The 19,207-nt window shown below is 67.1% G+C and carries 14 protein-coding genes; 5 read left to right on the top strand and 9 right to left on the bottom strand.

From position 1 onward, the window contains the following. Window positions 1–44 precede the first annotated feature (44 nt). The 7 genes from H6G16_RS11260 to H6G16_RS11230 all read right to left on the bottom strand — a co-directional run bounded on the left by H6G16_RS11260 (window position 45) and on the right by H6G16_RS11230 (window position 9,043). Window positions 45–2,780, bottom strand: a complete 2,736-nt coding sequence (locus tag H6G16_RS11260) for a cyclic nucleotide-binding domain-containing protein (RefSeq protein ID WP_190390404.1) — start codon at window positions 2,778–2,780, stop codon at window positions 45–47. Between the two features lie 158 nt (window positions 2,781–2,938). Further along, on the bottom strand, window positions 2,939–3,388 hold the full coding sequence (locus H6G16_RS11255; RefSeq protein ID WP_190390403.1) for an Hsp20/alpha crystallin family protein: 450 nt from the start codon (window positions 3,386–3,388) through the stop codon (window positions 2,939–2,941). 82 nt (window positions 3,389–3,470) lie between these two features. Next, entirely contained in the window at window positions 3,471–3,935 is a 465-nt protein-coding gene (locus H6G16_RS11250) for a hypothetical protein (protein ID WP_190390402.1), read from the bottom strand. 13 nt (window positions 3,936–3,948) lie between these two features. Further along, window positions 3,949–4,437 (bottom strand): MEKHLA domain-containing protein, encoded by a 489-nt coding sequence (locus tag H6G16_RS11245; protein WP_190390401.1) that lies wholly within the window; start codon window positions 4,435–4,437, stop codon window positions 3,949–3,951. After that, complete coding sequence (locus tag H6G16_RS11240; RefSeq protein WP_190390400.1) at window positions 4,427–5,335, bottom strand: SWIM zinc finger family protein; 909 nt, start codon at window positions 5,333–5,335, stop codon at window positions 4,427–4,429. Before H6G16_RS11240 ends, H6G16_RS11245 begins: the two co-directional genes overlap by 11 nt. A 155-nt stretch (window positions 5,336–5,490) precedes the next feature. Beyond that, complete coding sequence (locus tag H6G16_RS11235; protein ID WP_190390399.1) at window positions 5,491–8,610, bottom strand: DEAD/DEAH box helicase; 3,120 nt, start codon at window positions 8,608–8,610, stop codon at window positions 5,491–5,493. A gap of 10 nt (window positions 8,611–8,620) precedes the next feature. Continuing rightward, window positions 8,621–9,043 (bottom strand): hypothetical protein, encoded by a 423-nt coding sequence (locus H6G16_RS11230; protein WP_199289365.1) that lies wholly within the window; start codon window positions 9,041–9,043, stop codon window positions 8,621–8,623. 66 nt (window positions 9,044–9,109) lie between these two features. Here H6G16_RS11230 and alaS point away from each other — a divergent pair, with 66 nt between their 5' ends. Then, window positions 9,110–11,764, top strand: a complete 2,655-nt coding sequence (alaS, locus tag H6G16_RS11225; protein ID WP_190390398.1) for an alanine--tRNA ligase — start codon at window positions 9,110–9,112, stop codon at window positions 11,762–11,764. A 15-nt stretch (window positions 11,765–11,779) separates the two neighbouring features. Here the strand turns inward: alaS and H6G16_RS11220 are convergent, their stop codons facing one another. Further along, window positions 11,780–13,258 (bottom strand): mechanosensitive ion channel family protein, encoded by a 1,479-nt coding sequence (locus H6G16_RS11220; RefSeq protein WP_190390397.1) that lies wholly within the window; start codon window positions 13,256–13,258, stop codon window positions 11,780–11,782. 235 nt (window positions 13,259–13,493) lie between these two features. Between H6G16_RS11220 and H6G16_RS11215 the strand changes: the two genes are divergently transcribed. The 3 genes from H6G16_RS11215 to H6G16_RS11205 all read left to right on the top strand — a co-directional run bounded on the left by H6G16_RS11215 (window position 13,494) and on the right by H6G16_RS11205 (window position 16,697). Beyond that, window positions 13,494–14,192, top strand: a complete 699-nt coding sequence (locus tag H6G16_RS11215) for an SIMPL domain-containing protein (RefSeq protein ID WP_190390396.1) — start codon at window positions 13,494–13,496, stop codon at window positions 14,190–14,192. Window positions 14,193–14,389: 197 nt separating this feature from the next. Next, window positions 14,390–14,737, top strand: a complete 348-nt coding sequence (locus tag H6G16_RS11210) for a DUF3307 domain-containing protein (protein ID WP_347238873.1) — start codon at window positions 14,390–14,392, stop codon at window positions 14,735–14,737. A gap of 49 nt (window positions 14,738–14,786) precedes the next feature. Next, window positions 14,787–16,697 carry an HD family phosphohydrolase gene (locus tag H6G16_RS11205; protein ID WP_190390394.1) on the top strand — a complete coding sequence of 637 codons (1,911 nt, stop codon included), beginning with the start codon at window positions 14,787–14,789 and terminating at the stop codon, window positions 16,695–16,697. Between the two features lie 19 nt (window positions 16,698–16,716). Here the strand turns inward: H6G16_RS11205 and speA are convergent, their stop codons facing one another. Beyond that, window positions 16,717–18,648 (bottom strand): biosynthetic arginine decarboxylase, encoded by a 1,932-nt coding sequence (gene speA, locus H6G16_RS11200; RefSeq protein WP_190390393.1) that lies wholly within the window; start codon window positions 18,646–18,648, stop codon window positions 16,717–16,719. A gap of 94 nt (window positions 18,649–18,742) precedes the next feature. Here speA and ndk point away from each other — a divergent pair, with 94 nt between their 5' ends. Continuing rightward, window positions 18,743–19,201: a nucleoside-diphosphate kinase gene (gene ndk / locus H6G16_RS11195; protein WP_190390392.1), complete on the top strand. Its 459-nt coding sequence runs from the start codon at window positions 18,743–18,745 to the stop codon at window positions 19,199–19,201. The last annotated feature ends 6 nt before the right edge of the window (window positions 19,202–19,207 follow it).

Here is a 19,207-nt window from a genome sequence, read left to right as displayed (position 1 = left end):
TCTGGCGTTGGCGGCAACTCTAGGGAGGGCCGTTAAAACCTTGGTCAGTTTTCTGTGCTCATGCGCCGCATGCGCTGATGCTGCTGTTGCTGCCGTTTGGCCTGGAGAGAGCGCTGCAGGGTTTCACACTGCGAGGCCAATTCGCGGATGAGCGCCTGCTCGAAGATCGGCGACACATCGAGGAGTTCACGGAAACCGGTGCGGCTGAACACCAGGGCGCTGCAGCCCTGGGCAGTGGCCACAAGCTTGGCCTGCACGCCGCTCTTGTGCTCACCGAAATAATCGGCCAGCCCCAAAATGGTGCCGCTGCCATGTTCGGCGATTGTTTTTGGCGCTGACCCCGGCACCAGGCTCTGGCGTTGCTCGCAGCTGCCAGCGAGAAGAATTAGTACCCCACCGGCAGGGCGCTCGATCGGATCTCCTTGGCGCCACTGCCGCAGGTTGCAGAGGCGATCTAGGTCCACTAGGGCGCCGGGTTCGAGGCGCTGGATCAGGGGCTGGTCTGCGATCGCGGCAAGGATCTCGATGCTCGCCAGCTGTTCACCCTCCAGAAAGCCCTTCAGCGCCCTGCTGGACGGCAGCCCGGTGCGGGGCGTTTGCAGCATTCGTTCGGCCTGCCTGCTGTCAACCTGGCGCAGCACCATCAGGGCCCAGAGCGCCACGTAGGGGTCGGTATCCAGCCAGAGCCCCTCAAGCACCGCCGCCGCTTCCGGCAGGGGGGAGATGCTGGGTAATTTCGTTTCGATCCCATCGAGCCAGGTGGTGATCGCCGTGGTGGTGCCATCCTCACTGGCGAGGCAGGCCATCACGTTGGGGGAGAGGCTGCGCAGCAGGGCCAGGCAGGCTTCATCGGGCCGTTGCTCCCCTGGGGCGGTAAGACCGCTGCGGATCAGGGCTACCAGGTCGGGCAGGAAACGGGCGATCTGGCGGTCGAGGCTGAGCACCAGCGGCGCGGCCAGGGGCAACCGCCGGTTCAATTCGGCCAGGCTCTCCCTGCGGGCCATGGCCTGGTTCACGAGCTGCAATCGCTGGCTGAGCTGCCGTTCGCCGAATTGGGATCCGGGGCCGAAGTCGTTCAGCAGCTGGGCCCAGCTGTCGTCATCGAGACCACTCTCGATCTGGATGCGCTCGAGCCGCCCGCGGCCGTAGGCATCCAGGCCATCTAGGTGCAGCACCGTGGATCCGCTCAGCAGCAGCAGATCTTCGATCTCCTGGGCGGCAGCGTTGCGGCAGAGGCTTAGGCCGGCCAGAGCCTCGGGGCTCAGGCTGGTGAGCCGGGCGTCTTCGCTGGTAAGGATCTCCAGGGCGCTCTGGTGATCGGCATCAGTGAGCCTCAGGCTGGTGCGCAGGTCGCTCAGGGTCTTGAGGGAAGCGGTGCGATCCAGGCGCCCCTGGCTGATCAGATCCCGAAGCACATCGAGATAGATGCTCTGGCGTTGGGAGGTTTCCTGCACCGGCAGGGCATTGGCCAGCACGAACACCTCACCCGGGTTGAGATCCTCCAGTTGGCGCCCGGCCAGCAGCGGGTGCAGTTCCGCCCCGAGCTTGGCCAGGCGTTTGCGCAGGCTGGTGCTGGTGTTTTCCCGTTCGTAGAGGCCGCGGTCGCGATCCCAGCTGCGATAGAGCCAAACGGAGCTGATCGCCACGACCAGCAGTTGCAGCTCGAGCGACAACAGCGTTCCGCCGCTGTCGAGCAGGTTGCCCTTGAAGAAGAAGTAGGTGTTGATCGCTGTGAAGGTGGCCAGCAGTCGGGTGCGGTGGATCGCCCGCTCCTTCGCCAGTTCGGGGCTGGCGGCCCTGAGCCGGTGCCGTTGCAGCCGCTCGATCTGGTGGAACAGCCGTTCCGATGCCACGCCCCCAGCGCTGAGCAGGGCTGGGATGGCCAGGATCCGCGGCAGTTGGGGCCAGCCCGCCGGCAGCAGGGATTGCCAGGCCATGGCCGCCAGGCGGCCGTCGTAGGTGAACAGATTGCTCGTCAGGTAATCGATTCCATGGTCGCTGGCCCCGGCCGGGGCGTAGCTCTGGATCAGCAGAAAGAACGCCAGGATTAGGCCTGGATAGGAGTACCAGGCCCAGGCCATGCCCCGCTGGCCGCTCAGGCTCTGCCAGTAGGTGCGCTCGGCGTCGATGTCGAAGCAGGGTTTGGCGCAGGCCACGCAGGTGCTGATCTCCTGGCCCTGGGCTCCCACCGTGCGGCACATCGACTGGGTCGTCTTGCTGCCGCCGCCGAGGTGGGCCTGGGAGCTGAGCAGGCTGCGCGGTCCGCTGAGGATCTTCTGGGCCGGAGCGAACGGACAGAGGTATTGGCAGAAGGTCTTGCCGCCGTAGGCCCAGCCGCTGATCAGGGCGGCCAGCAGGGCTGCCGCAAACAGCAGGGCCAGGATCAGCCCGTTGCTGTTGGCGATCAGTAGCCGCAGGCTCAGGCCGGCGATCAGCAGACCCCACTGCAGCTGGATGTGGTGGCGCGCCAGCCAGGACGACTCCGAGATGGCCGCCACCTGGGGTTTGCCGGCGCGGTTCAGCACCGTGCGCTGCCAGCCCAGGGCCCTGAACAGCTGGGAGACAAATGACAGCGGGCAGATGCGCCGCCAGAGTTCATGGCTGAGGTACACCACCAGGATCACCAGCGGCAGGCCGATATTCCAGAAGAGGTCGTTGCCGATGCCGGGACGGCAGATGGTCGACTCTCGGCAGACGGTGGAGCCGTAGGCGGGGCCCAGTTCTGGCTTCAGCAACAGGGCGATCAGGCCCAGCCAGGCGAGCAGTAGGGTCCAACGCACGACTCGAGCCTGCTGTTCAGGCCAGCGGTTGAACCAATTGATTGGGCCCACAAGTCTCAGACCCGCTGATGATAGGAGGAACCTTCGCCCAAAAAAAGGCCCGGCACGGGGCCAGGCCTGGGGTTCTCGTCTCTCGTGTCCGCTGGGTCCGGTCCTGATCAGTCCTCCACCTGCACCTGCACGGTGGTGGTGGTTTGGGCTTTGGGGGCGGTGACGGTGAGCACGCCGTCGCGGTAGTGGGCTTCGAGGCCTTCGCGCTGGATGCCACCGGGGAAGCGGAAGCTGCGGCTCCAGGTGCCGTAGCGGATCTCGCTGATCAAGGCAGCCTGGGGGGCGGTTGGGCTGGGCTGGCGTTCCGCGCTGATCACCAGGGTGCGGTCGGTGGCCTTGACGTCGATCGAGGCCTTGTCGACCCCCGGCAGTTCCAAGGTGATGGTGTAGGCCTCGGGGCCGTCGTGCACGTCGGCGGCGGGGACCCGCTCGCCGCTCTGGGGTTTGGCTGAACGCAGTTGATGTTCGAGCTTCTGGAACAGATCGGATTCGAGCAGATCGCTACGGATCAGATCGCTGCGGAGCAGATCGAAGGGGGAGTGGCGCAGGGTGGGCATCGGAGGGTCTCCGGAACACAGCCACTGTGTTGCGGCCGGCTGGGCTCCAAGAGGGTGCAGACCGCCCGTTCGGGTACGGCCCTCACGGCTTCGTTCGGTTGGCACCACTGCTTGGTGCGGCCAACCGGCAGCGCTGCTTCAGGGCCGCGATCACCCGGGGGATGGCGTCGGGATGGCCCTGCACGCTGAAGGCCTCCCGCTCCAGCTCCCGCTTGCCGTGGTGGTAGCGGGTGGTGAGGATGCCGCCGATCTCCTGCTCCACCGCCGGGTTGAGCTGGACGGTCCAGCCGAGGGGGCGCAGCACGCCGGTGGGGCAGCTCTGGGCCGCGTGGATCGCCTCATGCAGGAACACCTGGCGGCCGATGCCCAGGTCGAAGGCCACCGGCGCGATCCAGAGGGTGCGGGTTTTGGCCTGGAACAGGCCGTAGGCGCCGCGCACCGGTGGCGGGGCCAGCCGCACCTGAAACCCCCGCTGCTGGAGGGTGGTGACGACCGGACGCAGCTCGGCGGGCAGCTGGGGCGGCGGCGCTGGGATGGTGGCGATCACGGCGGGCCGGTGATCACAACAGCCACCAGCGGCTGAAGCGGGCGGCCTGGCCGCAGGGCTGGCCTGCTTTGTCGCGCAGGGTCCAGAGCCGGGCCCCCTCGATCTGGAAGCGGCGGCCGCGGCTGTCGATGCGGATGCCCCGGTAGCCCTCGATTCCGTCCTGGGCCTGGGCCGTGATCAGGGCCTGGCGGCGGCTGGCCCGCTCGGCGGGTTCGGCCGTGAGTTTGGAGGGCATGCCCACCATGGCCGCCCAGGGCCGTTGCCACAGCCTCAGGGCGGCCCGGTTGGCGTAGATCAGCCGGGGGCCGGGATCGCTGCTCGGGTCGGCGCCGTCGTGGGCCAGCACCACGGCGTCGCTGGCGAAGAGCTCCTGGGCCAGCAGCTGGGGTGGGGCGTCGGCAGCCAGGCCGGCGATCAGGGGCCTGCCGAAGGCCCGCCCATGGCTGGTGAGCAGGCACGCTGCCGTGGCCTGGGCCGCCGGCGTCAGCCATTCAGCTGTCATCGCCGCCGGCCGGACCCATGGCCTTGGCCATCGCCAGGGCCGCCATCTGTTGGCCCTGGGCCTTGAGGTGCTCGAGGAAGCGGTGGTTGGCCTCGGGGAAGCGGGGCTCTTCGGCCAGGGGCAGGGGGCCGGCGGCATCGAGGCCCGACTCGCCCTCCAGGGCCGGGGTGATCACCACCAGATCCGGATCGAGGGCCGCGCCGTAGCGCCACCAGCGGTTCGGGTCCTTGATGGCGGGATGCACCGGGTGCGGAGCGGCCTCGGCGACTGGCTGCGAGCCCTTGTTGGCGGCAGCCTGCCTCGCCTGCCGTGCCAACGCCCGGCGCCGCCGTTTGGCCAGGTCGGCCAGCAGCTGGGCCCGGGTGCGTCCCCGCATCTGGAACAGCACGAAGGGGTCTTCGCTGAAGCGGTCGCCCATCAGGTAGAACACCGCGCTGACGTGCTTGCAGGGGTTGGCCTTGTCGGGGCAGCTGCACTCGCTGCGCACCTCCTGCAGCTTGAACGGAAACAGGCGCTTGCCGCTGGCGGCGAAGGCCCGCTCGATGTCCTGGGGCATCACCCCGGCCAGCAGCTGGGCCGACCAGCGGGCCTTCTGGGTGAGGGCGTCGAGCACGTAGCCCCAGTCGTCGTCGTTGAGCACGTCGAGCCAGAGCTTCACCTTGTAGGGCTCCTCGCCCGTGCCCTGCACCCGGGCATGCACGCGCCGCCCCTCAAAGCGGATCGAGGTGACGTTGCCGGAGCGGGCGTACTCCCAGGCCCGTTCCAGCCGCTTTTTGTAGCGGTAGGAGTTGATCAGCTCCATCCACTGCTCCACCCACCAGGGCTGCTGGGCCAGGCCCTGCTCGCCCAGCTGGGTGGTGATGGCGCCGCTCGCGTAGGTGCTGGGGGTGACGGTCATGGGATCAGGGCGCCGAGGCCATGGCTGACGCGGGCGATGGGCGGGGGTGCCAGCGGGACCCTCCTGGATTCTGTACAGGCTGTACGGAATCGAGGACAGCGGCTACTGGATGGGGCTGGGTGCTGCGCGCTGGGTTCAGGGAACGGGGCCATCCCTCAATCCTCCTCGCTGAGGGTGACCAGATCCTTGAGCTGGCCCACGTCGAGGCCGCCCAGCCAGTCTTCGCCGGAGCCGACGATCTCCTCGGCCAGCTTCGACTTCTCCTGGATCATGCGGTCGATCTTTTCTTCCACCGAGCCGCTGGTGATGAACTTGTGCACCAGCACGCGGTTCTGCTGGCCGATCCGGTAGGCGCGGTCGGTGGCCTGGTTTTCCACGGCCGGGTTCCACCAGCGGTCGATGTGGAACACGTGGCTGGCGCGGGTGAGGTTGAGGCCCACCCCACCCGCCTTGAGCGACAACAGAAACAGCTGGGGGCCGCGGGGGTCGTCCTGGAAGCGGTCGACCATGGCCTGCCGCTCCGTTTTGCTGGTGCTGCCATAGAGAAAGGGCACCTCCTGGCGCCACTTGCGCTGCAGGTGGGCCTGGAGCAGCAGGCCCCATTCGGCGAACTGGGTGAACAGCAACGCCCGGTCGCCCGCTTCGATCACCTCCTCGAGGATCTCTTCCAGCCGCTGAAGCTTGGCGCTGCGGCTGCTGAAGCTGCCGTTGCCGGCTGCCACCACCGCCTCGGCGTCTTCCTTGAGGGCCAGGGCCGGGTGGTTGCAGATCTGCTTGAGCTTGGTGAGCAGGGCCAGCACCTGGCCGTGCTTCTGGCCCAGGGGGGCGCGGGCGATGGCGTCGAGGCTCTCGTCGACGGTGCGGTTGTAGAGCTTCTTCTGCTCGGGGGCCAGCCCCACCCATTCGTGCAGTTCCACCTTCTCGGGAAGGTCGGAAATGATCGATTTGTCGGTTTTGAGGCGCCGCAGGATGAACGGCCCCACCCGGGCCTTGAGGTCGCGCAGGGAGGCCATGTCGCCGTAGCGCTCGATCGGTAGGCGGTAGCGCTGGCGGAAGAAGGGTTCGTCGCCCAGCACCTTGGGGTTGAGGAAATCCATCAGCGCCCACAGCTCGCTGACGCGGTTTTCCACCGGCGTGCCGGTGAGGGCGATGCGGAAGCGGCTGCCGCCTTTGCTGTGGCGGCCCGGGCGGGCCAGGTCGCGGGCCGCCTGGCTCTGCTTGGCACTGGGGTTTTTGATCGCCTGGGCCTCGTCGATCACCAGGCCCTGCCAGTCGATGCTTTCGAGCAGCTCGCTGTCCCGCTGCAGCAGGCCATAGCTGGTGAGCACCAGATCCACCCCCTTGAGCGCCTTTTTGAGGGCCTCGGGGCTGGAGGGACGGCGCGGGCCGTAGTGCTCCCGCACGCTGAGCTCGGGGGTGAAGCCATGGGCCTCCCGCTTCCAGTTGGTGAGCACGGAGGTGGGCGCCACCAGCAGTACGGGCCGTTTGAGTTCCTCCTCGGCCTTGAGGTGTTGCAGGAAGGCCAGCAGCTGGATCGTCTTGCCCAGGCCCATGTCGTCGGCCAGGCAGGCCCCCTGGTCGAAGCGGTGCAGGAAGGCCAGCCAGCCCAGGCCCCGCTCCTGGTAGGGCCGCAGCTGGCCGGAAAAGCCCGGAGGGGCGGGCAGCGGGTCGGGCGCCTTCTGCTGGTGGTACTGCTCCAGCACCGCCTGCAGCCGCGGTCCGGCGTCGAAGCGGTGCACCGGCAGCCGGTGGAAGGTGTCGCCGTCGCTGGCGGTGAGGCGCAGGGCGTCGTCGAGGCTGAGGCCCGGATCGGCGCCGCAGAAGCGCTCGGCGTTGCGCAGGTCGGCTGGCCTCAGCTCGATCCAGGCTCCCTTGTGCTGCACCAGCGGGCTGCGCTTGGCCTGCAACCGCTCCAGGTCGCGCAGGGTGAGGGTGACCCCGCCGATCATGAACTCCCAGCTCCACTCGAGGCTTTCGCCCAAGGTGAAGCCGCGGGATTTCTGCGGCAGTTCGGCGGTGATCGACAGGCCCAACCGGGAGGCCAGGCCGCCGGAGAGGCTGGGGGGCAGGATCACGCCCACGCCCACGTCCCGCAGCTGGTGGGCGCCGGTGCGCACCAGCACGAAGGCTTCGGCCGGGGTGAGCTGCATGGTTTCCGGCGTGGCCGAATCCAAACCCCGTTCGATCGGATCGAACACCGTCAGGGCCCGGCCCATCCCCTCCAGCAGCAGTTCGCTGGGTTGGGGAACGGCGATCTCGCCCATCTGCAGGCCCCGATCGCCGGCGGCCCACACCGCGGCGGCGGGCACCCGCAGGCTGGGGTCCGCTTCGGCCTGCAGCCCGAAGTGGAGATCCCAGAGCTCCTCGCCTTCAGCGGGGGTGAACAGCTCCAGGCAGGTGCGGGCGGGTTCCACCTTGCCGGCCACGCCTTCGCGCCAGTGGTGGGTGGCAATGGTGAGGCGCTCCAGCTCTTCCTCGTCGAGGTTGAGGCTGCCGTCGCCCTTGCCGAGCGCCTTCTGCCAGGCCGCCAGCAGGGGATCGAGGCCTTCGGGGTTGGGGCTGAAGCCCGCCCGCAGCTGGCCCTCCAGCAGGGCCTCGAGCAGGCTCGCCACCCGCAGCCGGCCACTGCCGGGACGGCGGCAGGCCAGGGAGGGATCGCCCATGGGGCCGGCGGCCAGGGCGCAGGTGGCCACCTGGGGCAGACCGGTGGCCAGGTCTTCCAGCCGGCGGCGGTCGTCTTCCCGGTTGAGCAGGGGCAGCCAGCGGGCCTTGCCCGCTTCGAGCTGGGGCAACCAGCGGCCCCGGGCGATCAGACTCAGGGCCCAGCGCTGCAGGTGGCTCCACCAGCGCAGTTCATCGGCCATCTCCGGGTGTTCGCCGGCCAGGGGCAGCTGGCTCAGCCACTCGCCCGCGTTGGCGGAATCGAGGGCCCAGCCCTCCACCTGCCAGGGCCACCACTCCAGCTGTTTGGGGATCGGTTCGCCGGCCTGCAGGGGCAGGCCACTCCAGCTGCTGGCGTTGGTGCGACGTCCCTTGGCCGCCTGGCTGCGGCTGGGCAGGGTCAGGGTGGCGCGGGCCGGTCGCAGGGCCTCGGTCCACAGGCCGTTGTCGTCCAGCCAGGTGGCCAGGTCGTCCTCGTTGAGGGCGAGGGGGTGTTCGGGGGCTTCGAGCTTCGGCACGGCCGGGGTCGCCACCCGCCAGGTGTCGGCCCACAGGAACAGCCGGCCACCCGAACCCTCGGGGGGAAACAGCCAGGTGGCGTGCAGCAGGCTCATGAACCCGGCCTCAAGGCCGTCGGGCGGGGCGGAGACCTGGGGCCAGGCGCTGCGCTGAATGCAGCACCAGGGCGCTGCCGATCAGCGGCAGCCAGAGCGGCAGCCACCCGCGGATCAGCTCCATCATCACAGTTGATAGGTCCGCGACCAACTCCAGGGGGGCCCCGAGGCTGCGAATGCCACACACGGCCCCCACCAATCCCGCCTGCAGATGGCTGTCATCGGGGTCGACCCGCTGCAGATGAAAGGCCAGCAGGCCATAGAAAAACCCGCATCCCGCTGAGCGCAGGGCCGGCTCCAGAACGGTGCTGAGGCCCGGACCCAGAACGGTGGACAGCAGATTGACCAGGCCGGCGACCACGCCGGCGGCCAGGGCCCAGCCGATCGACTGCAGCCGCAGTTGGGCGCGGGGCTCGCTTTCGGCCACAGACAAGGGGATCGGGCGCGGACCTTTGCTGGGCGATCATGCCTGGCTCAGGCCCGTTTCGCCCTCCCACCCATGGCTGCCACCCCTCGCACCGGTGCCGAGATCCGCGCGGCCTTCCTCAACTTCTACGAGCAGCGCGGCCACAGGCCGATGGCCAGCGCCTCGCTGGTGCCGGACGATCCCACGGTGCTGCTCACCATTGCCGGCATGCTGCCGTTCAAGCCGGTGTTCCTGGGCCAGGCGGAGCGACCGGCGCCGCGGGCCACCAGCTCCCAGAAGTGCATCCGCACCAATGACATCGAGAACGTGGGTCGCACGGCGCGGCACCACACCTTCTTCGAGATGCTCGGCAACTTCTCCTTCGGCGACTACTTCAAGGAGCAGGCGATTCGGTGGGCCTGGGAGCTGAGCACCGAGGTGTTCGGCCTCAGCCCGAAGAACCTGGTGGTGAGCGTGTTCCGCGAGGACGACGAAGCCGAGGCGATCTGGCGCGAGGTGGTGGGGGTGAACCCCAAGCGCATCATCCGCATGGATGAGGCCGACAACTTCTGGGCTTCGGGCCCCACGGGCCCGTGCGGCCCCTGCTCGGAGATCTACTACGACTTCAAGCCCGAACTGGGCGACGACGGCATCGATCTCGAAGACGACTCGCGCTTCATCGAGTTCTACAACCTGGTGTTCATGCAGTACAACCGCGACGCGGAGGGCACCCTCACGCCGCTGGCCAACCGCAACATCGACACCGGCATGGGCCTCGAGCGCATGGCCCAGATCCTGCAGGCGGTGCCCAACAACTACGAAACCGACCTGATCTATCCGCTGATTACAACGGCGGCGGGCCTGGCGGGGGTCGACTACCGGGCCCTCGATGTCAAGGGCCAGACGTCGCTGAAGGTGATCGGCGACCACTCCCGCGCCATCACCCAGCTGATCGGCGACGGCGTGACCGCCTCCAACCTCGGCCGCGGCTACATCCTGCGCCGTCTGCTGCGCCGCGTTGTGCGCCACGGACGGCTCCTCGGCATCGACAAGCCGTTCCTGACGGCGATGGGCGAGGCGTCGATCAGCCTGATGGAGGCCGCCTACCCGCAGCTGGTGGAGCGCCGCGAGGTGATCCTGGCGGAGCTCGCCCGCGAGGAGGCCCGCTTCCTGGAAACCCTGGAGCGGGGCGAGAAGCTACTGGCTGAGGTGCTGGCGGCCAAGCCACAGCAGATCTCTGGCGAGCAGGCCTTTGAGCTCTACGACACCTACGGCTTCCCGCTGGAGCTTACCGAGGAGATCGCCGAGGAGCACGGCCTCACGGTGGATCTGGCGGGCTTTGAGGCGGCGATGGAGGCCCAGCGCCAGCGGGCCAAGGCCGCGGCGGTAAGCATCGATCTCACCCTGCAGGGGGCGATTGAGCAGATGGCGGCCGATCTCGAGGCCACCGCCTTCAAGGGCTACGAGGCGCTGGAGCATCCCAGCTGCGTGCTGGCCCTGGTGGTGAATGGCGAACCGGCGGAGCGCGCCAGCGCCGGTGATGCGGTGCAGCTCGTGCTGGATTCCACGCCTTTCTATGGCGAGGGCGGCGGCCAGGTGGGCGATCGGGGCGTGCTGAGCGGCACCGGCACCGGCGGCGAGGGGGTGATCGTGGCGATCGAGGCGGTGTCGCGCAATCGCAGTGTGTTTGTGCACACCGGCCGGGTGGAGCGCGGCAGCCTGGCCATCGGCGATCTCGTGAACGCCCAGGTGGATCGCGCCTGCCGCCGCCGCGCCCAGGCGAATCACACGGCCACCCACCTGCTGCAGGCCGCCCTCAAGCAGGTGGTGGATCCGGGCATCGGCCAGGCCGGTTCCCTGGTGGACTTCGATCGCCTCCGCTTTGACTTCCATTGCCCCCGGGCCGTGACCCCGGCCGAGTTGGAGCGGATCGAGGCGCTGATCAACGGCTGGATTGCCGATGCCCACACCCTCGAGGTCCAGGAGATGGCGATCGAGCAGGCCAAGGCCGCCGGTGCCGTGGCGATGTTTGGGGAGAAGTACGCCGACGTGGTGCGGGTGGTGGATGTGCCCGGCGTGTCGATGGAGCTCTGCGGCGGCACCCATGTGGCCAACACCGCCGAGATCGGCCTGTTCAAGATCGTGAGCGAAAGCGGCGTGGCCGCTGGCATCCGCCGCATCGAGGCGGTGGCTGGGCCGGCGGTGCTGGCCTATCTCCATGAGCGCGAGGCGGTGGTCAAGCAGCTGGGCGAGCGCTTCAAAGCCCAGCCCGGCGAGATCGTGGAGCGGGTGTCAGCCCTGCAGGAGGAGCTCAAGGCCACCGGTAAGGCCCTGGCGGCGGCCCGAGAGGAGCTGGCCCTGGCTAAAGCGGCGGCGTTGGCGGGCCAGGCCCAGACGCTCGGGGAGTTCCAGCTGCTGGTGGCCCGTCTGGATGGCGTGGAGGGTGCCGGCCTGCAGAGCGCCGCCCAGGGCCTGGTCGATCAGCTCGGTGAGGGCGCCGCTGTGGTGCTGGGCGGTCTGCCCGATCCGGCCGACCTGGCCAAGGTGATCCTGGTAGCGGCCTTTGGTAAGGCGGTGATCGCAGCCGGTCCGAAGGCCGGGGCCTTCATCGGCGGCGTGGCCAAAGCCTGTGGCGGCGGCGGCGGCGGCCGGCCCAACCTGGCCCAGGCTGGCGGGCGCGATGGCGCGGCGCTCGATGGGGCGCTTGATGCCGCTCGGCAGGAACTCAAGGATGCCTTGCGCGGCTAAGGCCGAGTCAGCCAGTCATCTTTTTGACTGACTGGAGAAGAGGGAACGCATTTTGTTAATTAACCTGCTGGTAAAAACAGGCGCGGAAGCTTCATTCAGCTCTTCAAGTTTGGCCTGGCGTGAGCTAACCAGTTGACCCAGTTGCTCTAGGAGTGCAGGGTTATTCTCCAGCAGTGGTACCAGGTCTCGCCGTTCAACCTCGAGTAATAGCGATTCGCTGATTGTGCGCACTGTGGCGTGTCTCGGGGCATCAGTGCATAGAGTCATTTCGCCGAAGACTGAGTTTGGCTCAAGGATTGCAACGCGGAGATCTTGATTTTGACTGCCAGGACTAAATTTAAGAACTTCCAGGCTGCCGCTGATGACCTGATAAAGGCAATCTCCCATTTCCCCTTCTTTTACAACAGTTTCTCCAGGGGCGAAGTACAGACACCGAGTCATCTCTGCCAAGGCGTATTGCTCCTTTTCGCTGAGATGAATAAACAAAGGATTGGAGGCTAAAAGCTGCGCCCTTGCGTCGGCATCCGGTAGCGGTTCGCGTTCGTCTGCTTCTGCAGGCTCGTGCTGGCGTAGCTCCACGACTGGGAAGGGGATTTTGCGGCCATCACGTTGCAGGGCATACCAGAGATGTTGCAGGATTTGGCCGCGCAGCTCAGCCCGTGATGCCTCGCTCGTCTCTTCTTGAAAGACAAGGATTTTGTATTCGATTGAACTCTCGGCAAATCGATCGACCCATACCTTGGGGGGTGGGCTTTTGAGGACAGCGCTGTGTTGCTGAAGAATCTCCAAGATCAACGCAATGGCCTTGGCTGGAGGGTGGTTGTAGTCGAGGCCAATGCTAAAGACATTGCCGATAGGATCTCTTGGGCGAAGTCTGCGGATTAGTGCCTCGACAGCTTTGCTATTCGGGATAATCAGGTGGGATCCGTCGATACTGATGAGCTCCGTGTTCATGAGGGTTATGGAATGAACGGTTCCACCGACCCCTTCGATCTCGATCCAGTCACCTTCGTGATAAGGCGAGCTGATTTGCATGGAGAGGCCCCCTAGTAGATCCTTCAGGGTCTCCTGCGCAGCTAGGCCGAGCACGGCGGTGAGCACGGCTGAGGTGGTAAGAAGCCCAACCAGGTTGATTTTGTTCTGGTGAAGGGTGATGCCTGTTAGAAGTGCGGCAAGAGTCAGATTGATCAGATCGCGGATAATCCTTGGGACCGGTCTGCCAACCCCCCAGCATGGGGGTAGCTCCAAGGTGGCCCAGGTGATGAGGACCAACCAAGCAAAGCTGCTGAGTACGTTGACGCTCAGTCCAAGGGGGGATGTTGCAGCTTGCGGAATTGCGGCCAGGATCCCTTCCTGGACACACGTCAGCAACACGGCTGCCGTCGGAATGCGCCATGGCGGAGGTGGCAGAAGCTGCCGTTTGAAGAGCCGGCGCACTGTCCATAGGCTTGCCAGCACAACGATGGATCCTGTGATCCGCCAAACAATGGCCATGGCAGCGACAGACTTTCAGTTGCATCTTGGGGCCTCCGACCTTTTTGGTCATTAGCCCCTTGCCGCCTTCCCCCGGTTGCAGGGCATTGGTTTTGTTCTGTCAGAAGGTCCGAGAGGTTTCCTGCAATCCAGCCAGCGCTGTCCGGCACGACGCCGCTGGCAGGATTGCGCACCATTTCCGTGTTGGGGGAGGGTTGAATCAGCCAAGCTGGACTGTGTCATCGCGTGGTTTCCCATGGCTCGGCGTTGTCTGTGGTTGGTGCCCCTGGTGCTGCCGTTGCTGGCCGGGCCTGGTTTAGCCCAGAGCCAGGTGCAGCTCTCCTGCAGCGGCACCCTGGTGGAGGCCCGGGGCAGTTCGGAGCTCAAGCGCACCACCCAGCGTCTCCGTTTCTCCCTGGCTCTGGAGGCGGAGGGGGCTGACAGCGATCGAGCCCTGGCCAGCTTGCAGCGCCGCCTGGCCGCAGTGCGGTCTGGCCTGCAGGCCCTTCAAGTGAGCGATCTGCAGGTCACCTCGCCCTCCACCTGGAAGCGTCCGGCCAGCCGCGACGCTCCGGAGCTGGTGCAGGCCAACCTTCAGGTGTCCGGCCAGCTGGCGCCTGCCCGCTTGCAGGCCCTGGTGCGGCAGGTGGGTGGCCTGCCGGGGGTGCGCCTCGCTCCAGTGGCCACGGAAGCGGATGCGGCCGGCGATCGCAGTGCACGGCGGCAGCTGCTGCGCGCTGCGTATCAAGATGCCCAGCAGCAGGCCCAGGATGTGGCGGCTGCCATGGGCCTGGGGCAGCTCCAGCCCCTCGAGGTGTTGCTGGATGGAGGTTCCAGGCCCGTTCCCATGCGGGCGATGGCGATGGCCGATGCGGCCGTTCCACCCTTCGACCCAGGCGAATTGGCCGGGCCGATCGACCGGCTCAGCCTGCAGGTGCGCTTCTGCGCCCGCTGAGCTTCACCAGTTCGGCGCGATGGCTCTTGACCAGCCCTTTGCAGTGCTCGCGCAAAGCGGTGCGTTGCCGTTCGTCTCCCCAGGTGCGTTGAGGCCCGGCTGTGTCCATGCTGGAGACACGTGCGCCCCGTGTCTGTGGTCAATCCCCGCTCTTGGCTGCATTGTGGAGAGCACAGGCCTTCGCCCGGACTGGCGTCGTGGATCCCCTAGCGGTCTTCAACCTGCTGTTGCTGCTGGTCATGGGCCATTTCGTGGCCGACTTTGGGCTGCAGAGCGATCGCATGGCGACCGAAAAATGCCCTGGCCAGGGGGTGGTGCTCGGCTGGGGCTGGTGGCTGTGCGCCCATGCCGCCATCCATGGTTTTGTTGTCGGCTGGCTGACTGGCGTTCCCCTGCTGGGCTTGGCGGAATGGCTGGTGCATGCCCTGATCGATCTGGGCAAGTGTCGCCGTTGCTACCGGATGGGCATGGATCAGGGTCTGCATCTGCTCTGCAAAGTGGCCTGGGCATTGGTGGCCGTCACCTGCGCCCCCCTGCAGGGCTGACGGCCTTGGATTGTCTCCATAAGGTGTAGGTATTGATTGGGTGCTCGCCATGGGTTCAACACGGGCGTCCCTGAAGGCGGCCTGGACCAAGCTCTTCGGAGCGGTGCCTCCTCACCCGGAACAACCTGGCCACGCCAGTTCCGATCAGGCGCTGGTGGAGATGCTCAACATCGCTACAGCCCTCAGCAGTGCCAGCGATTTGCGCACCCTGCTGCATCTGATCCTCTCCAAGTGCCGGCAGCTCACCAACAGCGATGCGGGCAGCATCTTTTTGGTGGAGCCTCACGACCCTCGCAAGCAGCCCGAGGGTCAGGATCAGCTTTGGTTTGCCGTGTCTCAGAACACCACCATCGAGGCCCGCAGTGCCGGCGATGGCTCCGGTGGTGCGATGGAAGCGCAGGTGCTCGACATCCGTTTTCCGCTGTCGCCTGAGCGTCTGGTGGGCTGGAGTGCTCTCTCGGGAGAGGTGCTCAACATCCCCGATGCCTATCAGCTGGATCCGGCGCTGCCCTACCGCTTCGACAGCACCATGGACCAGAAGCTCGACTACCGCGCGGTGTCGATGCTGACGGTGCCGATGCGTTCCACCAGTGGTGAGGTGGTGGGTGTGGTGCAGCTGATCAACCGCAAGCACGATGCGGCGACCCTGATCACGCCCGAAACCGCCCACGCCCTCACCCGTCCCTTCGACGGCTTCGATCAGTCCCTGATCGAAGCCCTGGCGAGCCAGGCGGCGGTTTCGGTGGAGCGCACCCGCCTGCTGGAAAGTCAGGAGCAGCTGATCGACGCGATCATTGCCCTGCTGGCGGGGGCGATTGACGCCAAAAGTCCCTACACCGGGGGGCACTGTGAGCGGGTGCCGCAGCTGGCGATGCTGCTTGCCGAGGCGGCCAATGCGGTGCAGGAAGGCCCGTTGGCCGATTTCTGCCTGAAGGGCGATGAGGCCTGGCGCGAATTTCGCATTGGCGCCTGGCTGCACGACTGCGGCAAGGTCACCACCCCTGAATACGTGGTGGACAAGGCCACCAAGCTTGAGACCAACTACAACCGCATCCACGAGGTGCGCACCCGTTTCGAGGTGTTGTTGCGGGACGCCAGGATCGCCCAGCTGGAGGGCCAGTTGGCCGGCGGGAATGCGGCCGAGCTGCAGCAGGCATACGACGCCATGGCCGCTGCCCTGCAGGAGGAGTTCCGCTTCGTGGCGGAAAGCAACGAGGGTGGGGAGTTCTTCGGGCCCGAGCAGGTGGAGCGGCTGCAGCAGATTGCCCAGCGCACCTGGCAGCGCCACTTTGACGACACCCTTGGCCTCTCGTGGGAGGAGCGCGACCGACGCTGCCGTGACGGCACTGCTGGGGAGTCCCTGCCCGCGTCCGAGCCGTTGCTGGCTGATAAGCCCTGGCATGTGATTCCCCGGCCGCCCCAGCAGGTGCCCGATCCCCGCTATGGCTTCCGCATGGACGTGCCCGAGCACCTCTACAACCTCGGCGAGCTCCACAACCTGGCCATTTCCCGCGGCACCCTCACCGCCGAGGAGCGCTACAAGATCAACGATCACATTGTGCAGACGATCGTGATGCTGGAAAACCTGCCCTTCCCCCGCAATCTTTCGCGGGTGGCGGAATATGCCGGCAGCCACCACGAGACCCTCGACGGCAAGGGCTACCCCCGGCGCCTCACGGCCCAGGAGCTGTCGGTGCCGTCGCGGATCATGGCCATCGCCGACATCTTTGAGGCTCTCACCGCCGCGGACCGTCCCTACAAGAAGGGCAAGCCCCTGTCGGTGTGCATCGACATCTTGGCCGGCTTCCGCGACCGGAACCACATCGATCCCGATCTGTTTGAGCTATTCCTGCGTTCCGGTCTCTACCGCACCTACGCCGAGCAGTTCCTGCGGCCCGAGCAGATCAACGAGGTCGACATCGAGAAATATCTGACCAAGGCAGACGCCCAGTCCGCTTGAGGACTTCCCGGCTCCGTTTTCAACTCTGTAGGTAGGTGGTCTGGCGCAGGCTCGCCTCCAGGTGAGCCATCAGCCGCCGGGCGTCGCTGATGGCGAGCTGGCCGCGGCCGATCGCCTCCTCGCTGGCCACCCGCAGTCGCTCCAGCAGGAGCTCGGGGTTGTGCTCCATCGCCTCCAGCACTTCGGCGTTCGTGTCCCCCCGCACCACGTGATCGAGCTGGTAGCCGCCGCTGGCCTTGAGGCGCAGGTGCACGGCGTTGGTGCTGCCGAACAGGTTGTGCAGGTTGCCCATCACCTCCTGGTAGGCGCCCCCCAGGAACAGGCCGATCCAGTAGGGCTCGCCGGGCTGCAGGCTGTGCAACTCCAGGAGCGGCTTGACCTGGCCCCGGTCGATGAAGCGGGCGATCTTGCCGTCGGAATCGCAGGTGAGGTCGGCGAAGCTGCCCAGCCCGTTGGGCTTTTCGTCGAGCCGGTGGATCGGCATCACGGGAAACAGCTGGTCGATGGCCCAGGTGTCGGGGGCCGAGCGGAACACCGACAGGTTGGCGTAGTAGGTGGAGGCGAGGGCCGCCGGCAGAGACCGCAGCTCTGCGGGGATCACGGCATCCGCCGGCAGGCTGGCGAGGTGGGCGGCGATGGCCTGGCAGCAGGCCCAGGTGAGCTGCTCCGCCAGGCCCCGTTCCGGCAGGGTCATGTAGCCCAGGCGGAAGGCGGCGAGCGCATCGTCCTTGAACTTGAGGGCGTCGTTCCAGGCCTCCTGCAGGCCGTCGAGTTCGGCCCCTGGGTCGGTGATGGCGGCGTAGGTGAGCCGCAGGTTTCGCAGGATCAGGGCTTCGTCCGCCTGGGGCGGAGGCACGGCTCCCGGCAGGCCGCCGGCCCCGAGCACGTCGAATACCAGCACCGAGAAGTGGCTGGCGATCGCCCGGCCGCTCTCGCTCACCAGCGTCGGCACGGGAATCCCGTGGGGTTCGCAGCACTCCTTCACCGTGGCCACCACGTCGTTGGCGTAGTTCTGCAGGGAGTAGTTGGTGGAGGCGGCGCTGGCGGTGCGGCTGCCGTCGTAGTCGATCCCCAGCCCACCACCCACGTCCAGGTAGCCCATGGGGGCGCCGAGACGGGTGAGCTCGCCGTAGATCTGGCCGGCCTCCTGCAGGGCGTCCTTGAGGACGGCGATGTCGTTGATCTGGCTGCCCACGTGGAAGTGCAGCAACCGCAGCTCGCCCAGCAGGTCGGCATCCCGCAGGGCGTCCACCGTGGCCAGCAGGTCGGGCACCGACAAGCCGAATTTGGCCCGCTCCCCCACCGAGCTGCCCCAGCGGCCGGTGCTGCGGGCCGAGAGCTTGGCGCGGATCCCGATCAGGGGAGCGGCGCCCAGCTCGCGGCTGGCACTGATGATCCGCTCCACCTCGTCGGCCTGCTCGATCACCACCACGGGCTGGCGGCCGAGGCGCCGGGCCAGGATTGCCGTCTCGATGTAGCGCTGGTCCTTGTAGCCGTTGCAGATCAACAGCGCTTCGGGGTCGTCGATCAGCGACAGGGCGATCAGCAGTTCGGCCTTGCTGCCGGCCTCCAGCCCGAAATGCCAGCGCCGGCCGCAGGCCACCAGTTCCTCCACCACATGGCGCTGCTGGTTGCATTTCACCGGGAACACGCCCTGGTACCGCCCGCCGTAGCCGTACTGGGCGATGGCCCGTTCAAAGGCGGCGTGCAGGCGCTCCAGCCGGTCTTCGAGGATGTCGTCGAAGCGGATCAGCAGGGGGAGGGACAGATCCCGGCCCCGCAGTTCCTGCACCAGCTCCAGCAGGTCGAGGGAGCCGCCCCGGTCGCCCCGGGGCTGCACCATCACGTGGCCGCGATCGCTCACGGAGAAGTAGGGGTCACCCCAGCGATCCAGCCCATAGAGGGCCGCACTGTCGGCGGCAGTCCAGGTGTCGCTGTTCGACGCGCTCACGGCAGGGGGTGGGTGGGGGCGGTGATCACGGCACCACTGTGCTTGCCAACGGGCAGCTCCGCCGCAGACGATGGGCCGGATTGCCCTTTTCCCCATGGCCGCCGAACGCACCTTCATTGCCATCAAGCCCGACGGCGTTCAGCGCGGCCTGGTGGGGGAGATCCTTGGCCGCTTCGAGCGCAAGGGCTTCAAGCTGGTGGGCCTCAAGCAACTCACCCCCAGCCGTGAGCTGGCCGAGAGCCACTACGGGGTGCACCGCGAGCGCCCTTTCTTTGCCGGCCTGGTGGAGTTCATCACCTCCGGCCCGGTGGTGGCGATGGTGTGGGAGGGCGACGGCGTGATCGCCAGCGCCCGCAAGCTGATCGGCGCCACCAAGCCCCTCGAGGCCGAGCCCGGCACCATCCGCGGCGACCTGGCCGTGAACATCGGCCGCAATGTGATCCACGGGTCGGATGCTCCCGAAACCGCCGAATTCGAGATCGGCCTGTGGTTCCAGCCCTCCGAGCTGAGCGACTGGACTCCCGCCGACCAGGTCTGGCGCGTCGAGGGCTGAGTGGCC

Source organism: Cyanobium sp. FACHB-13342, from assembly GCF_014697415.1.
Taxonomy (GTDB): domain Bacteria; phylum Cyanobacteriota; class Cyanobacteriia; order PCC-6307; family Cyanobiaceae; genus Cyanobium_A.
The sequence above is the reverse complement of the archived record's forward strand: the minus strand, read 5'-3'. Positions and strand labels throughout refer to the sequence as shown.

Coding starts and splice junctions, on each gene's coding strand:
- H6G16_RS11205 (WP_190390394.1), top strand. CDS start 14,787: ATGGGTTCAACACGGGCGTCCCTGAAGGCGGCCTGGACCAAGCTCTTC.
- H6G16_RS11235 (WP_190390399.1), bottom strand. CDS start 8,610: ATGAGCCTGCTGCACGCCACCTGGCTGTTTCCCCCCGAGGGTTCGGGT.
- alaS (WP_190390398.1), top strand. CDS start 9,110: ATGGCTGCCACCCCTCGCACCGGTGCCGAGATCCGCGCGGCCTTCCTC.
- ndk (WP_190390392.1), top strand. CDS start 18,743: ATGGCCGCCGAACGCACCTTCATTGCCATCAAGCCCGACGGCGTTCAG.
- H6G16_RS11215 (WP_190390396.1), top strand. CDS start 13,494: ATGGCTCGGCGTTGTCTGTGGTTGGTGCCCCTGGTGCTGCCGTTGCTG.
- H6G16_RS11240 (WP_190390400.1), bottom strand. CDS start 5,335: ATGACCGTCACCCCCAGCACCTACGCGAGCGGCGCCATCACCACCCAG.
- H6G16_RS11220 (WP_190390397.1), bottom strand. CDS start 13,258: ATGGCCATTGTTTGGCGGATCACAGGATCCATCGTTGTGCTGGCAAGC.
- H6G16_RS11255 (WP_190390403.1), bottom strand. CDS start 3,388: ATGCCCACCCTGCGCCACTCCCCCTTCGATCTGCTCCGCAGCGATCTG.
- H6G16_RS11245 (WP_190390401.1), bottom strand. CDS start 4,437: ATGACAGCTGAATGGCTGACGCCGGCGGCCCAGGCCACGGCAGCGTGC.